This window comes from Streptosporangium sp. NPDC003464, from assembly GCF_053588315.1.
The window spans coordinates 12,391-28,053 of the sequence record NZ_JBSFPS010000038.1 but is presented as its reverse complement, the minus strand read 5'-3'; the positions used below and the strand labels follow the sequence as shown (position 1 = coordinate 28,053).

Sequence of the window (15,663 nt, the reverse complement as noted above, 5' to 3'; positions counted from 1 at the left end):
CGCATGCTTGACGTTCTCGGTCCCGACTACGAGCTCACGGTCCTGCCCATGGCCGACGACTACGAGGGGGCGGTGGTCGCCTCGCTGGTACGGCGGCGCGCCTCCGAGCCCACCGGCAGGGCCGTTCTCTACGTCCACGGCTTCACCGACTACTTCTTCCAGACCCATCTGGCCGACCACTTCGTCGCCCAGGGAATCGACTTCTACGGTCTGGACCTGCGCAAGTACGGTCGCTCGCTGCTGCCGCACCAGACGCGGGGGTTCGTGCGCAGCGTCACCGAGTACTTCCCGGAGATCGACGAGGCGATCAGGATCATCCGTGAGGACGACGGCCACGGCGAGGTGATCCTCAACGGCCACTCCACCGGCGGACTGGTCGCCGCCCTCTGGGCCGACCGGGTCCGGGGCCGGGGGCTGATCCAGAGCCTGGTGCTCAACAGCCCCTTCCTCGACCTCAACGTCCCCTCACCCCTGCGGATCGCCGCCGACCTGCTCAAGGGGCCGTTGTCCAGGATGCCGGCCCGCGCCGTCCTGCCCCTCGGGCTGGCCACCGCCTACGGCACGAGCCTGCACCGTGACCACCACGGCGAATGGGACTTCGACCTGGAGTGGAAGCCGATCGGCGGGTTCGCGGTGCACGCCGTCTGGCTGGCCGCGATCCGCCGGGCCCAGCGGCGCCTGCACGGCGGTCTCCAGGCGGACGTCCCGATCCTGGTGCTCTGCGCCGAGAAGGGCCTGCGGCTGCGCGACTTCGCCCCCGAGGCGCAGGGGGCCGACATCGTGCTCGACCCCGGGCAGATCGCGCACTGGGCGACCAGGATCGGCCCCCATGTGACGTGCCTGCGGGTGCCGGGCGGCATACATGACCTGGTGCTGTCACCCGGGCCCGCGCGCAAGCAGGTGTTCGCCGAGATGGACCGCTGGCTCACCTGCTACCACGGGAACTCACCTGCTACCACGGGATCGTGAAGAGGCTGTAGTAGGCCGCCGCGACCAGCAGCAGGCCGGTGCCGCCCAGCACGCCGGCGATCGCGACGCTCTGCGGGCGGCTGGGCTGCCAGCCGTCCCGCAGCCCCGAGACGACGGCCGCCACGGCGGTGACCTCCTGCAGCAGCATGAGCACCGCCAGGATCCGGATGACCAGCCAGCCGGCGAGCACCGCCGGCCAGGCTCCGGCCTGGTTGACCGAGAACAGCACCAGCAGCGTGATGAAGGCCAGCACCGAGACCAGCAGCCCGAGCCCGGTCCAGGCCATCCGGCGGAAGCGGAGCCGGATGGGCTGCCAGATCAGGGCGTTGGCCTCGGCCGACAACCGCCGGCCGCGCAGCCGTACCACCATCTCGGCCACCGGGCCGACCACGTAACCCACCACGGCCAGGCAGAGCGTGAGCCCGAGGACCGTGCCCCCGGCGTACCACGGAGCGGTGGGGACCTCGCTGGCCTCGTAGCGCTGGACCGGGGTGGCGCCCGCGATGTGCACCACCGGCCTGGCCGTGCCGGGCAGGCCCTTGACCCAGTTGGCCAGCGTCTCCAGGTAGCCGGGCGCGAACGGCCCGCCGTGGATGCGCATGCCGTGGTCGGCGCCGGCGAGGTAGCGGATCGTGTAGTCGGCGTTGCCGCCCTCGGCGAGCGCGCCGGTGAGCGCCTTGCTGCTCTCCACGAACGGGATCGACGGGTCACGCGTGCCGTACAGGGCCAGGACCGGCTGGTGGATCCCGCGCAGCGCGGGCAGGCCGTCGTAGCGCAGGAAGTTCATGTGGACCGCGCTCATCGCCCGGATGATCAGCTCACGGACCCCCCTGGGCGCGTACAGCCGGTCGAGCTGCTCGCCCATGGCCCAGGTGACCTGCCGCATGGGCGAGACGTTGGGGGCCGAGACCAGCACGGTGAAGCCGACGTCGTCGCTCTTGGCGGCCGCGATCGGGACCACCCAGCTCCCCTCGCTCACCCCCCAGAGCCCGATCCGGGCCGGGTCGACGTCGGCGCGCGTGCGCAGCCGGGCCAGGACCCGCAGCGCGTCGTCGGCCAGCAGCTCGAAGTCGCGGTTGCGGAAGTCGTAGCGGACGGTCCGCTTGTCGTAGACGAGCGTGACGATGCCCGCCCTGGCCAGCAGCTCCGCCTGCGTGGTGAACTCGCCCCGCACGCCGGGCCCGGCGCCCTGCACGAAGACCAGGGCCGGGTGCCTGCCGGGGGTGAGCGGGGCGCGGATCGTGGCTTCGAGGGTGGTGTCACCGGCGTCGACGGTGATGTCCTGCGTGACGATCTGCCCGGCCGTCGCGACGGGCCTGGTCTCGGCCGCGGGCTGGGCGGGCAGCGTCTGGAAGACCGGGTCCACGGTCAGCGGCGGCGGATCGAAGGGAGGCGGCAGAGCGTAACCCACCGTGGCGAGAGCCACCAGGATCAAGCCCGCGGCCACGCTCAACACGCCTCGGCCAACCCGCATGCCGATCCGCTCCCCGATCGTCGCCCGCCTCCGTGAGGACCGTATGCCGGTATCGTTCCCTCTGATCAATAAGCGTACTCACCTTCCCGATCCCACGACAGGGGGCGAGCGGTTGACAGGGGGTGCGGTCGGAGTGGTCAGAGTGGACGCATTTGTGACTGGGGCCTGTTAGCTTCAAGCGACATGCGGGTGCTGCACACATCGGACTGGCATCTGGGCCGTCCGTTCCATCGCGAGAGCCTCCTGGCCGCCCAGGGGGTCTTCGTCGACCACCTGATCGAGACGGTCAGGGCGGAGCGGGTCGACGTGGTCGTCGTCTCCGGCGACGTCTACGACCGGGCGCTGCCCTCGGTCGACGCGGTCGACCTGTGCGACCAGGCCCTGCGGCGGCTGGTCGCCGAGCGGGTGCGCACGGTGCTGATCAGCGGCAACCACGACTCGGCGCGCCGTCTCGGCTTCGGCGCCGACCTGATCGACGCCGCGGGCGTCCACCTGCGCACCGACCCGGGGCGGGTGGGCGAGCCCGTGGTCGTCGGCGACGTGGCGTTCTACGGCATCCCCTACCTGGAGCCAGAGCTGATGCGCGGGCCGTGGGAGCTGTCCGAGCGCACCCACACCGCGGCGATCGGCCACGCCATGTCCCTGATCCGCGCCGACCTCGCCCGCCGGGGTCCCCGGTCGGTGGTCCTCGCCCACGCGTTCGTGACCGGAGGACAGGCCAGCGACAGCGAGCGCGACATCAGCGTCGGCGGAGTGGCCCACGTCCCGGTCTCGGCCTTCGACGGCGTCGACTACGTGGCGCTGGGCCATCTCCACGGGCGCCAGAAGATGAGCGAGACCGTCCGCTACTCCGGATCCCCCATCGCCTACTCCTTCTCCGAGGCCGGCCAGGTGAAGGGCTCCTGGCTGGTGGACCTCGACCCCGGGGGGCGGGTGAGCGCGGAGTTCGTCGAGGCCCCGGTGCCCCGGCCGGTCCACCGGCTCCGCGGCCGGCTCGACGACCTGCTGACCTCGGCCGAGCACGCCCCGTACGAGGAGCACTGGCTGCAGGTGACGCTCACCGACCAGGTCCGGCCGAAGGGCGCCATGGAGCGGCTCAGGTCCCGTTTCGGGCACACCCTCGCGCTCTCCTTCGAACCCGAGGGCGGCGTCCGGGAGGCCGTGGCGCGGCCGAAGCTGGCCGGGCGCCCCGAGATCGAGGTCGCCCTCGACTTCGTCCGCGAGGTGCGCGGCGAGGCCGCCGACGCCGAGGAGATCCGGTTGATCCAGGAAGCCGTCGAGGCCAGCCGTACCAAGGAGGCGATGGCGTAGATGCGCCCGCACCGTCTGTGGATCAGCGCGTTCGGCTCCTTCCCCGGTGAGGAGGAGGTCGACTTCGACGCCCTCGCCGAGGCCGGGCTGTTCCTCATCCACGGTCCCACCGGCGCGGGCAAGACCACCGTGCTGGACGCCCTCTGCTACGCCCTCTACGGCAGGGTGCCCGGCAAGCGCGACAGCGCCAAGAGCCTGCGCTGCGACCACGCGCCACCGGACCGGGGGCCCGCCGTGGCGCTGGAGGTCACGGTCAGGGGGCGGCGGTTGAAGATCAGCCGGTCGCCTGCCTGGCAGCGCCCCAAGCGCCGGGGGACCGGCACCACCAGGGAGAACGAGAAGGCCCTTCTGCAGGAGCTCACCCCTTCGGGGGAGTGGACCGGGCTGACCACGCGGGTCGACGAGGCGGGGGAGTTCATCGGCACCCTGCTGGGCATGAACGCCGAGCAGTTCTTCCAGGTCGCGATGTTGCCGCAGGGGGATTTCGCCAAGTTCCTGCGCGCCGACGGCGAAGACCGGCGCCGGGTCCTGGAGCGCCTGTTCTCCGTCAGGATCTACGCCGCCGCCGAGTCCTGGCTCGCCGAGCGCCGGACCGAGGCCCACCGCGAGCAGCAGGCGTTCCGCAGGGAGGTGGACTTCGTCGTCAAGCGCCTGGAGGAGGCCGCCGGCCCCGACCTCCTCGCGTCGATGGCCGCCGCCTCCCCGTCGGCCTCCGGCGCCGGGCAGGCCGGGTCACCGGCCCTGTCCGGCCCGTCCGACCAGCTCGCGGACGGCGGCGGGCCGCCGGCCGTGACGGTCTCGGCGGTCTCGGCGGAGGACGATCCGCTGGGCTGGGCCGGGGCGCTGGAGGAACTGGCCGCCGGCGCGGTCGCCCGGCTGAGCCAGGGCCACGGTGAGGGTGAGGCGGCCGTACGGCAGGCACGCGCGGAGCTGGAGCGGGGCGCCGCGCTGGCCGAGCGGCGGCGCCGCCACGCCGAGGCGCTGACGCGGAGCCGGGCGCTGGAGGAGAGCGCCGAGGAGCGGGCCGACCTGGAGGCCATCCTGGCGGAGGCGGTCCGGGCCGACCGGGTGCTGCCCCTGATCCAGGCGGTCGAGCAGCGGGCCGAGGCGGCGGCCAAGGCACACCGGCTGGCCGCCGACGCGGTGGCCCGCGCCCTCCCGCTGATCCACACCGACCGGGACGCGGCCCCCGACCGCCTGGCCGCTCCCGATCATCCGGTTACCCCGGACCACCTGGCCGCTCCTGATCATCCGGCTGCTCCGAGCCATCTGGCCGTTCCGGACCGCCTGGCTGTTCCCGACCGCCTGGCTGTTCCGGACCGCCTGGCCGCCGCGGGGCACCGGGTCTCCCCGGACCGGCTGGCCGAGCTGGAGCGCGACCGGCACCGGGAGATCACCCGGCTGGGTGAGCTGCGGGCCGAGGAGCCGCGCCTGGCGAAGATCGTCCAGGAACGCGAGGCGGCCGCCCGCGAGATCACCGGCCTGACCGCAGCGCTGGCCGCGGCCGACGCCCGCCTGGCGCTCCTGCCCGGCCTCCGTCGCGACGTGGACGCCCGCCTCACGGCCGCCCGTCTGGACGCCGCCCGGATCCCGGCCGCCGAGACGGCCAGGGAGGCCGCCGCCGGCCGCCTGCGGGCCGCCGAGCACCGCGACGGCCTCGCCGCCGCGCTGGCCGCCGCCCGCGACGAGCTGGCGGCCAGGTTCCGTGCCCTGCCCTCCGCCACGGGCGGCACCGGCGCGCCCGCCGTCCCGGACGGGGCCGTGGCCCGTGAGCTGCTGGCCTCCTGGGAACGCGAGCGCAGAGAGGAGCTCGCCGGGCTGGAGGGCCTCCGCGCCGACGAGGCCAGACTCACCGAGCTGGCCGAGCTGCTCGCCGGGCTCCACGCCGGGCTCCGTGACGCGGCCGGGCAGGAGTCCGCGCTCCGCGAGAGTCAGGAGAGGCTGCCCGCCGCGCTGACGGAGGTCTCGGCGAGGCTGGCGGCGGTCAGAGCCCGGACGGCCAGGATCCCCCTCGCACAGGCGGAGGCGGACGCCGCCGCCGCCCGGCTCGACGCCGTCCGGCGGCGCGACGCCCTCGGCGCCGAGCTGGAGGCCGCGCGCGCGGCCCAGGCCGGAGCCACCGACCAGGCCCAGCGGCTCCGGGAGCGTCACCTGGACCTCCGCCAGGCCAGGATCGACGGCATGGCCGCCGAGCTCGCGCTCAAGCTCGCCCCCGGCGAACCCTGCGCGGTCTGCGGCTCACCCGACCACCCGGCCCCGGCCGCCCCCGCCGCCGCGGCCCCCACCGCGCAGGACGAACGCGCCGCCCAGAGCGCCTACGACGCCGCCACGGACCGGCGCCGGGCCGCCGAGAACACCGTCACGGCCCTGACCTCGCGGCTGGAGGAGGCCCGCACCGCGGCGGGCGGGCTGAACGCCCAGCAGGCACAGGAGATCCTCGCCGGGGCCCGGCGGGAGCTGGAGTCCCTGACCGCGGCCGCCGGGGCCGAGACGGCACTCAGCGCGGAGTCGGACCGCCTGGCGGCCGAGCTGGAGGGCACGCAGGCCCGGGCCGCGGAGATCGCCCGGACGCTGGCCGAGGGGCGGGCCCGCCAGGCAGGGTGGCAGGCCGAGCGCGACCGGCTGACCGCCCGCCTGGAGGAGGCCCGGGGCGCCGACCCCACCGTCCAGGCCCGCCGCCGCCGCCTCACCGAGGAGGCGGCCCTGCTCGGTGCCGCCCTCACCGTGGCCGTCCGCGTCGCCGACCTCGCGACCGGTCACCGCGAGGCGAGCGAGAGGACCGAGCTCAGCGCGGAGCACGCGGCGCGGGAGCTCCGGGAGGCCGAGACGGAGCTGGCCCGGCTGCGGGAGTCGGCCGGAGCCGAACCGGCGCTGGCGGCGGAGGCGGACCGGACCGCGGCCGAACTCGGTGAGCTGGAGGAGCGCTCGCGCGCGCTCGCGGTCACGCTCGCCGCCCGCCGCTCGGACGTGGACACGCTCACCGCCGACGGCGAGCGGCTCGTCGCACGCATCGACGGGGCCCGCGGCGAGGACCCGACCCTGGCCGCCAGGCTGGAGCGGCTGGCCGACGAGGCCGAGCTGCTCAAGGAGGCGGTCGAGGCCACCCGGGAGGAGCAGATCACCGCCGCCGAGCTCGCGGCGGCCCGGACGCGAGCACAGGGTGCCGCCGCGGAGGCGGGATTCCTCGGGCTCGACGACGCCCGCGCGGCACTGCGCCCTCCCGCCGAACAGGAGGAGAAGGCCGCCCGCCTCCGCGAGCTCGACAAGGAGCGCCTCGCGGTCGCCGCGGTGCTGGCCGATCCGGAGCTGGTCGCCGCCGCGGCCGGGCCCGAGCCCGACCTCGACGGGCTGCAGCGCGCGCGGGACGCCGCCGAGGCCGCCCACGCCGGCCTGCTCTCCGCCCGGCACCGGGCCGAGACCCGCCAGGCGCGGCTGGCCGAGCTCCGCGCCGAGCTGACCCGGTGCCTGGAGAGCTGGCTGCCCGCCGCGGAGCGGCACCGCCTCGCCGACCGGCTCGCGGCCCTGACCGGGGGGAACTCCACCGACAACCAGTGGAACATGCGGCTGTCGTCCTACGTGCTGGGCGAGCGCCTGCGCCAGGTGGTCGAGTCGGCCAACGAGCGGCTCGACCACATGTCGGGCGGCCGCTACCTCCTCGAACACAACCTCAGCCGCTCGGCCGGAGATCGGAGCAGGTCGGGCGGCGGGCTCGGCCTGCGGATCCTGGACGGCTGGACCGGAGTGGACCGCGACCCGGCCACCCTGTCCGGCGGCGAGAGCTTCATCACCTCGCTGGCGCTCGCGCTCGGCCTGGCCGACGTGGTCACCGCCGAGGCCGGGGGAGTGGAGCTCGGCACGCTCTTCGTCGACGAGGGCTTCGGCACCCTGGACGAGGACACCCTCGACGGAGTGCTCGACATCCTCGACGGCCTGCGTGACGGCGGCAGGGCCGTCGGCATCGTCAGCCACGTCGCCGAGCTGCGCACCCGCGTCCCCGCGCAGCTGCGGGTCCGCAAGGACCGTCGCGGCTCCACCCTCTCGGTGACCGTCTAGCGTCCGCGGCCGTCCCATGTCCTGTGGCCGTCTCGTGGCCTGCGGCTGTCCCGTCTCCCGCAGCCGTCCCGTGGCCCGGGCCTGCCCGGCGGGGTGGACGCCAGGGCGGTCTCCGGACAGGTTCGGAGACCAGGGGCCGGGGCGGTCTCCAGGCGGGGGCGGCCTCCGTACCGGTCCGGAAAGAGTCCGTACCGGTCCGGAAAGAGGCGGGGGTGGGGCGCGCCGGTGGCGCGGTAGCCTTTCGGAGGCCGACTCCGCCGCATCTGCGGGGGGAGCCCCGATCAGCAGGGAGTCGTGGTGACGACCACTCAGCGCCCCATGCGCGCCGACGCGCGCCGCAACTACGGACGGCTGCTCGCCGCGGCCCGGGACGCCTTCGCCGAACACGGCACCGAGGCGTCCCTGGAGGACATCGCGCGCTCGGCTGAGGTAGGCATCGGCACCCTTTACCGGCATTTCCCCACCCGCCGGGCACTGCTGGAGGCGGTGCTCCACGACGGCATCGCCACCATCGACGCCCGGGCCCGCGAGCTGCTGGAGTCTCCGTCACCGGAGGAGGCGCTCCTGGTGTGGCTGCGCCACCTGGTGGCCCACGCGACCACCTATCGGGGCCTGGCCGCCACGCTGATGAGCAGCATCCGTGACCCCAGCTCCGAGCTGCACGGCTCGTGCGAGACGATGCAGCGCAACGGCGACCGGCTGCTGGCCAACGCCCAGCGCGCCGGCGCGATCCGTCCGGAGGTCACCGGCGCCGACCTCGTCAAGCTGGTCAACGCGATCGCCTGGGCGGGCGAGCACGGCGGAGGCGACGCCGACCGCCTCCTCGACCTGCTGACGGACGGCCTGCGGACGCGTGACCGGTGACGGTGGCGCGGGTCAGAAGCCGCGGGTGCGGCGGGCGGCCGGGCGGGTGATGAACGGCCTGCGCCGGCCGGCCGGGCGCCGCACGCGCCTGGTCAGGTCGGAGCCGGTGACCGCACGCAGGATCTCCGAGCCGAGCATCACCCCGGCGCCCAGGGCGAGAGCGGTCGACAGGGCCTGCAACAGGCTGACCAGCCCCTCGTCGGTGTGGCCGAGGCTGGCCTCGAGCATGCCCCGGTAGAGCGCGGTGCCGGGCAGCAGCGAGCCGATCGCCGGGATCGTGACCACCATCGAGGGCACCCGGGCGCGGCCGGCGTAGGCGCTGCCGAACAGGCCGACGACCGCCGCCGCGACGGCCGTCGCCAGGATGACCGGGACCTGCCAGCTGTAGAGCTGTACGAAGACCACCCAGACCATCCCGCCGCCGATCGCGGCGGGGACCAGGTGACGGGGCGGCACCAGCAGGGCGACGGCGAACGACAGCGTCAGGCCGATGGCGCCGAGCAGCTGCTCGGGCCTGATCACCAGGGGCGCGGCGGGCACGTTCTCCACGCTGAGCGGCACGCCGAGGCGGACCGCCGCGTAGAGGGTGACGCCGATCCCGGAGATGATCGCGGTCAGCATGAAGAAGATCTCGAACAGCCGGCCGGTCGCCGTGACGTATTCGCCGGCGATGCCGTCCTGCACGCAGGCCACCATGGGACGTCCGGGCAGCAGCGCGACGACCGCGCCCACCACCACGGCCGCGGCCTGCACCGGTGCGTCGAGCCAGATCATGAGCACCGCGACCAGCGAGCCGAGCATCGCCGCCACCGCGAGCTGGAAGAACTCCGCCACACCCCGCCGGGCCAGCCAGGCGCCGGCCCGGTCGCCCAGCACGGTGGCGCAGAAGGCGGCCACCGCGACGGGCACGCCGCCGCCGACCAGGATGCTCGCCGAGGAGGCGATCAGCGCGAGCGCCGTGATCAGGACCCAGTTCGGGTAGACCGGGACCCGCCGGGTGATCTCCCGCAGCCGGTTCTCGGCGTCGTCGAGCGGCAGCGAGCCGCCGGAGGCCTCCTTGACCATGTCGTGGACCGCGATCAGCCGGTCGTAGTCGGGCAGGCGCCGGCGGACCCGCCGCTCGGCGGTGACCGGTGCGCTGCCGTCCGAGGGGACGTGCGACAGCGTGATGGCCGACAGGTTGACGTCGGCCTCGCAGTGCGGCACGCCGTAGGCGTTGGTGATCCTGCGCATGCTGCCGGACACCGTCTCGGTGCCCTCCCCGCTGCCGAGCAGCAGCTCGCCCACGCGCAGGGCCAGCACCATGGCCCGGTAGAGGTCGGGCCGGGGAGGGGACTGCTCCAGCGACGACGCCGACACCGATCTCCCTCGATCCTCTCCGAGACCAACCTCCGCTGAGGTTATCTGCTCACCGCGGAGGCCAGAACACGTACGCGCTCGGCATGGTCGTCGTGACCGATGATCACCGGCGGTTCGTTGTACGGCATGGCGTCGGAGGAGCGGCGCAGCTTGATGTACTGCCCGCAGGCGTCGACGGCGTAGGGCTCCATGTCGTCCTGGAGCGCGCCGATCACCGTGATCCCGTAGGTCTCGCCGATCCGCCGGAACAGTGCCACCGCCTCCCGGCGGTGCTCCTTGCCGAGGTTGCGGCCCAGCTCGTCGAGGACCAGGCACAGGTGCCCGCCGCCGGAGGAGGCGATCGCCGCCGCGCAGACCAGCTTCACCGCCTTCTCGTCCATCAGAGCGGTGTTGGCCCGCCGGTTGTAGGGCACGTAGCCCTGGCCCTCTCCCCGGCGCCACTTGGGCGTGACCCGCCACGCCCAGCGCTGCTCCGGGTCGGCGGGCGCGGCCGGCACCGGGAACTCCAGCGTCGCGCCGTAGCCGCCGTAGGAGGTGTCGAGCTTGTCGAACTCCTCGGCGACCCGGGTCAGCCGCGCCTTGATCGCCGCGGTCAGCGCGGCCCGGTGCACGGCGGTGGACTGCGCGGCCTCCTCGGCGCCCTTGGCCGCGGCGGTCAGGTCACGCTGCCGGGTGGCGATCTGGGTCTGGATCTGGCGGCGCTGGTGCCGTTCGTACTCCTCCTGGCCGCGCAGGTAGGACGAGAGCGCCGCACAGACGCCGGGGAAGGTCGCCTGCTCGCGCGCCGTGCGCCCGGCGCCGGGCTCGGTCCGCTCCCTGACCAGGAAGCGCAGCTCCTCGGGCATCTCCCCGTCCTCACCCGGGAAGGTGTCGCGCAGCGCCTCGTCGAGGCGGCGCTCGGCGGCCCGCCACCACTCCTCGGCCGTCAGCGGGCGCTCCTGCTCGCTCAGCGCCTCCAGCCACTCGCGGGCCCCGTCGACCGTGCCGCCCCAGTCCCTGGCCAGCGCGTCCATCCCCAGTGCGTCGCGGTCCGCGGTGACCTTCGCCGCCTGGTCCCTGGCCTGGTCGCGCTCGGCCTCGTGCCGGGCCCGGCGGCCCTCCAGCCGTTCGACCTCCATGTTCCTGGTCCGGGCGCGGAAGTCCAGCGCGCTCGCCCGCCGCTCCGCCTCGCCCACCTTCGGCCCGACCTCGGCCAGCGCCTCGGTCAGCTCGGTGAGCGCGGCCCGCCGCTCGGCCATCCGCCGCTCGATGTCGGCCAGCTGCACGGCGGCCCGGGCGCCCTCCAGCCGCCGGCCGGCCTCGGCCACCCCGTCCTCGGCGCCCCGCACGGCCGCGGCGGCCGTCTCCTGCGCGTCGCGTGCCCGGTGCAGCCGCTGCTCGGCGGCCTTGATCCGGGCCTCCCGGCCGGTGGCCACCGCCTCGAACGAGCCCACGACGGTGACGCCCGCCGCGCTGACCAGCACCGATCCGGGCAGGGCGGCCAGTGCCCGGGCCGCCGCCGCCAGGTCGGACGCGTCCACGATCACCGCGTGCTCCTGCGGCCAGCCACGGGCCCCCAGGGCCGTCGCCGCCTGCCCCGCGCGGCCGGACGCCGACTCCTCGTCGCGGGCGTGCTCGGCCACGTCGACCGCGTCGAGCAGCCCGGTCGCCCCGACACCGGCCCCGGCGAGCGCGTTGAGCTGGGCCGCCGCCGGGCCGCCCTCGGCGTCGTCGAGCGCGGCCCTGGCCCCCTCGACCTCCCGGTCGGCCACGCCCAGCGCCTTCAGCGCCTCGTTGAGCCGGAGCCTGGCCTGGGCCAGCTCGGCGTCGGCGGTCTTCACGTCGCGGCCGTCGGCCAGCCGCCGCTGCTCCTCCAGCCCGGGGATCCAGCCGCGCAGCTCGTCGGCCGAGTTCTCCGCGACGGCCCGGTCGGCGTCGAGCTTGGCCGCCCGGGACTGCAGGGCGGCCAGTTCCCTGCGCGCCTCGGACAGGGCCCGCTCCAGAGTGTCGTCCTTGAGCGTGGCGATCTCCGCCTTGACCACGCCGATCGCCTCCACCGCCCGCTCGCCCGCCGCGCGGGAGCGCTCCAGGTCGGCGGCGAGCACCCCGTCCCGCTGCGCCGCGTCGGCGAGCCTGCGCGCCAGCCGTCCCCGCCAGCAGCGCAGCGCCTCCGCCAGCCGCGTCCGGGCCCGGTCGCGCCGGTCGAAGGTCTCCAGCAGCGTCCGGGACTCGTCTTCGAACTCCCTGAGCAGCTCCACGGCCTGTGCCGCCCGCCCCCGTTTGACGTGCTCGTCGCGCCGGGCCTCCCGCTCCTGGTCGAGCTCGGTGTCCAGCCCGGTCAGCGCGGCGATCGCCTCGAAGACCCGCTCCGGGGAGATCTCGTTGAGCGGCTGGGAGAGCAGGTTCGTGGCGACCTTGCTCCGCACCGAGGTGGACAGGAACGACACGCACCTGACCCGGTCGCCGTAGAGGAACCTGGTGAGGTCGCGCGCCACCACGTCGCGGCGCCCCGCCGAGCGGGGCAGCGCCGCCCACACCTCGTCGGCCCGCGCCACCCGCTCCGCCTCCGAGGCGGCCGCCGCCACGCGCACCCCCGGGACCCATCTGATCTCCAGGTGCGGCGCCTCCTGGTTGACCCGCAGCCACACCGTCACCGCGTCGTCCACGGATCCGGCCCCGGCGAAGACGCCGACGATGTAGCCGTGGTCGGCGCTGGCCCACGACCTGCCGCCGCCGCCCGCGGCGAGCTCGGCGTTGAACAGCAGCTCCGACACCGACTTGGCGCCGGAGGCGAAACGCCACTGCTCGTCGCCGAGCAGCGCGGTGATCATCGCGATGAACGAGGACTTGCCCGCGCCGTTGGAGTCCTTCGGCCCCGCGCCCGCGACCACGATCAGCGTGCCCGGCACGGTCGGCACCGGATGGGTCGACAGCCGGGAGATGTTGACCGCCTGCACGGCGATCAGCACGCGGTCGCCGACCACGTTCTCGCTCGGAGCGTCGGCCCGGACCTCCACCGGCACCAGGCTCGCCTGGCTCCCGTGCGTCCGCTTGGCGCTCTCCTCGTCCTGGGCCGCGTCCGCTCCGCGCTTGCGCGAGCTCCTGGCCGCCTGGCCCGGCTGTCCGGTCAACCCCGTCGTTCCCTTCATCTGCGGTTCGCTCTCACTGCCGCCGCCAGCGGGGTGTGCGGCCCCGCGGCGAGGATCAGCTCTTCCTGCAGGCGGCGTCTGGCCTGCGGGGTCAGTCGGTGGAACTGCGGGCCGGGGGTGTATCCCCCGGCCTCCTCGCCCGCCTTGACCTGGGTCACCAGGCCCGCGTGGCGCAGGGTCCGGAGCGCGGCCTCCAGCTCGCCGATCGGCAGCCTGGTGTGCCGGCGCAGCTCCTCCAGCTGGGCGGGGAACGGCGACAGCCAGCTGTCGGCGGGCAGCAGGCCGTCGGCCCGCGGGATCGCCACCGAGTGGATCAGCACCAGCACCAGCACCGCCCGCTCGGCCTCGCCCACCGTCGTGCCCGTCTCGGCGGCCGTCTCGGGGGCGTAGCCCGAGGTCCACGCCTCACGGTCCTGGATCAGGACCCGGCCGCGCCGCTGCAGCATCTCCGCGAGAGTACGGCGGAGCACCGGGTCGCGCAGCGCGGGCAGGCGCGCCTCGTGGACCGGCTCGGCGGCGTGCTCGACCGCCATGAACGCCGCCACGATCTCGGCCCTGCGCCGCTCGTCGAACGGGCCGAGCAGGTCCTCGTCCACGCTCTCGGGGACCACGACGCTCGCGGCCGCCCCGGCGGGGGCGGGCTCGGCCGCCGGGAGCACGTCCAGCCCGGTGAGCTCCTCCTCACCGGTGGGCAGGCGGCGCATCAGCTCCCTGAGCTGGGCGTGGGAGCCGGCGGGCCAGCAGGCGCAGCGGGGGCCGAGCCGTACGACACCGCCGTCCACCTCCAGCCAGGCCGAGTCGTGCAGACGGCGCAGCGCGCCGACCGCCCAGTTGCGCATGAGGTCGTCGCCGCGCCCGATCAGGGCCCGGTAGGCCGCCAGCACGTCGTCCACCGGCGCGGGGACGCCCGGCCACGGGTCGGCGGTCAGGTCGCGCCAGCAGCACTTCAGCGCCGCGGCCAGCACCCGCCGGGTCTCACCCGACCGCTCCACGTTCACCGGTGCGACCTGGTATTCCTCCAGCAGCGAGGGGGTCGCCCCGTCCGGCCAGACCGGCAGCGCCAGGCCCGTCCCGTCGCCGTGCGCCAGCCGGGCCATGCCCGGGGGAGCGGGCTCGCCCGCGTCGAGCGGGAGCGGGCCGGCCGCCCTGGCCCGCGTGTGTGCCAGCTCAGGCGTCATGTCCGGTCCTCTCCAGGCGGCCGTGCGACAGCCAGGTGGGTTCGGCGTCGGGGGCGGCGGTGAGCGAGTCGGACCAGCGCAGGCAGTAGGGGGACTCGGGGCGCAGGTCGGCCGAGACGAGATCGGCCAGCAGGCGGCGGGCGGAGACCCACTCGCCGTCGGCGGTGAGCAGCTCCTCCAGCCGGGCGGAGTCGCGTCCGGCGAGCGCGGCCTCGGCGACGGCGCTCAGGTGGTCGAGACCTCCGGTGCCGGGGTCGTAGGAGTCGGCGGGCCCGGGATCGGGCAGGGCCGAGCGCGGGGGAGTGGGCTGGGCGGGCGCCGGCCGGGGACTCTCGTCCACCGCCCGGACGATCGCCGCCGGGTCGTGCCAGGGGGCGGGAGCGTCGAAGACGAATCCGTCGAGCACGGCGGCCAGGCGCTCCTTGGTGGCGGTCTGCGCGAAGGTGCGCCAGGTCTCCGCGGGCAGCAGCGTCAGGTTCCTGGTCGTGCCGGCCGAGTCGGCCAGCCGCCCGGCGGCCCGGCGGGAGGCGTCGCTGTAGGCGTAGATCGCCGCGCGCAGCTCGGTGCAGGTGCGGTCGAGATCCGGCCAGCGGGTGAGGATCGTGCCGTGCAGGCTCTGCGCCCTGCGGGCGATCTCCTCGGTGCCCCAGAGCTTGGGGGCCTGCTCGCGCAGCTCCTCGATGGTGCCGCTGGTCAGCGTGATCAGCTCCAGCGCCCAGAGCCGGAAGGCCCGCGACAGGTTCTGCGCGCTGAGCCGCGCCTCCTCCATGGTCGTGCGGGGGTCGGCGACGTTGAGGTCCTCCAGCGCGAGCAGCCGGTGCATCTCCGACTGGCCGCCGTCGTCCATCATCCGCCGGATGAACATCAGCCCCACCACGCTGGTGAACGACGCGCGGTAGCGGAGCTGGTTGGGCTTGGGGAACACCTCGCGGATCGCGCCGAGACCCTTGAGCACCCGCAGCCGGTTCTCGAACTGGTCGAGCGGGTAGGCCCGGCAGACGTGGCGCATCTGCTCGTGGGTCAGCCACTCCTCGCCGGCCTCGGCGAACGCCGCGAACAGCGTCTCGGCGATGTCGACCAGCGCGGGCTCGTCGACCACCGCGCCGCTGTCGCGCGCCAGCGCGGCGAACATCCGGCGGTAGGTCGCGAGCACGGCCTCCTCGGTGAGGGCCGAGTCGAGCGTGATCTCGTGGTTGGTGTCTGGCACGCGCCCTACCGTAAGGCTTTCGCCCGACAATCCAGGCCCGTACGCCGGGTGAGCGTCCACGCTGCGACCGCCGTCACCGACACGCTAGGGTAACCCCGGTAAACGGGGATGAAGGTCAAT

At 74.9% G+C, this 15,663-nt stretch carries 9 protein-coding genes; 4 read left to right on the top strand and 5 right to left on the bottom strand.

Annotated features, from left to right (window positions below; translation table 11 throughout):
* Window positions 1-3: 3 nt before the first annotated feature.
* On the top strand, window positions 4-969 hold the full coding sequence (locus ACWDS7_RS11565) for an alpha/beta hydrolase (RefSeq protein WP_451929206.1): 966 nt from the start codon (window positions 4-6) through the stop codon (window positions 967-969).
* On the opposite strand, the gene ACWDS7_RS11560 is transcribed toward ACWDS7_RS11565, so the two are convergent.
* Window positions 953-2,443, bottom strand: coding sequence for an alpha/beta hydrolase family protein (locus ACWDS7_RS11560; RefSeq protein WP_451929205.1), 1,491 nt, complete (start codon window positions 2,441-2,443; stop codon window positions 953-955). The two genes, ACWDS7_RS11565 and ACWDS7_RS11560, sit on opposite strands and share 17 nt — an antisense overlap.
* Before the next feature lie 183 nt (window positions 2,444-2,626).
* Between ACWDS7_RS11560 and ACWDS7_RS11555 the strand changes: the two genes are divergently transcribed.
* The 3 genes from ACWDS7_RS11555 (at window position 2,627) to ACWDS7_RS11545 (ending at window position 8,671) form a co-directional block, all read left to right on the top strand.
* Window positions 2,627-3,754, top strand: a complete 1,128-nt coding sequence (locus ACWDS7_RS11555) for an exonuclease SbcCD subunit D (protein ID WP_451929204.1) — start codon at window positions 2,627-2,629, stop codon at window positions 3,752-3,754.
* Window positions 3,755-7,807, top strand: a complete 4,053-nt coding sequence (locus tag ACWDS7_RS11550; RefSeq protein ID WP_451929203.1) for an AAA family ATPase — start codon at window positions 3,755-3,757, stop codon at window positions 7,805-7,807.
* 297 nt (window positions 7,808-8,104) lie between these two features.
* The gene (locus tag ACWDS7_RS11545) at window positions 8,105-8,671 is read left to right on the top strand and encodes a TetR/AcrR family transcriptional regulator (protein WP_306868087.1); all 567 of its coding nucleotides are present in this window, start codon (window positions 8,105-8,107) and stop codon (window positions 8,669-8,671) included.
* Window positions 8,672-8,683: 12 nt separating this feature from the next.
* On the opposite strand, the gene ACWDS7_RS11540 is transcribed toward ACWDS7_RS11545, so the two are convergent.
* Genes ACWDS7_RS11540 through ACWDS7_RS11525 form a run of 4 tightly spaced genes read right to left on the bottom strand, consistent with a single transcriptional unit; the run spans window position 8,684 to window position 15,543 of the window.
* A complete protein-coding gene (locus ACWDS7_RS11540; RefSeq protein WP_451929202.1) occupies window positions 8,684-10,030 on the bottom strand; it encodes a threonine/serine ThrE exporter family protein in 1,347 nt (448 codons plus the stop codon).
* A gap of 41 nt (window positions 10,031-10,071) precedes the next feature.
* Window positions 10,072-13,140 carry a chromosome partitioning protein ParA gene (locus tag ACWDS7_RS11535; RefSeq protein WP_451929201.1) on the bottom strand — a complete coding sequence of 1,023 codons (3,069 nt, stop codon included), beginning with the start codon at window positions 13,138-13,140 and terminating at the stop codon, window positions 10,072-10,074.
* A 14-nt stretch (window positions 13,141-13,154) separates the two neighbouring features.
* On the bottom strand, window positions 13,155-14,336 hold the full coding sequence (locus ACWDS7_RS11530; RefSeq protein WP_451929200.1) for a hypothetical protein: 1,182 nt from the start codon (window positions 14,334-14,336) through the stop codon (window positions 13,155-13,157).
* Complete coding sequence (locus tag ACWDS7_RS11525; RefSeq protein ID WP_451929199.1) at window positions 14,326-15,543, bottom strand: hypothetical protein; 1,218 nt, start codon at window positions 15,541-15,543, stop codon at window positions 14,326-14,328. The genes ACWDS7_RS11530 and ACWDS7_RS11525 overlap by 11 nt, the downstream gene beginning before the upstream one ends.
* Window positions 15,544-15,663 lie beyond the last annotated feature (120 nt).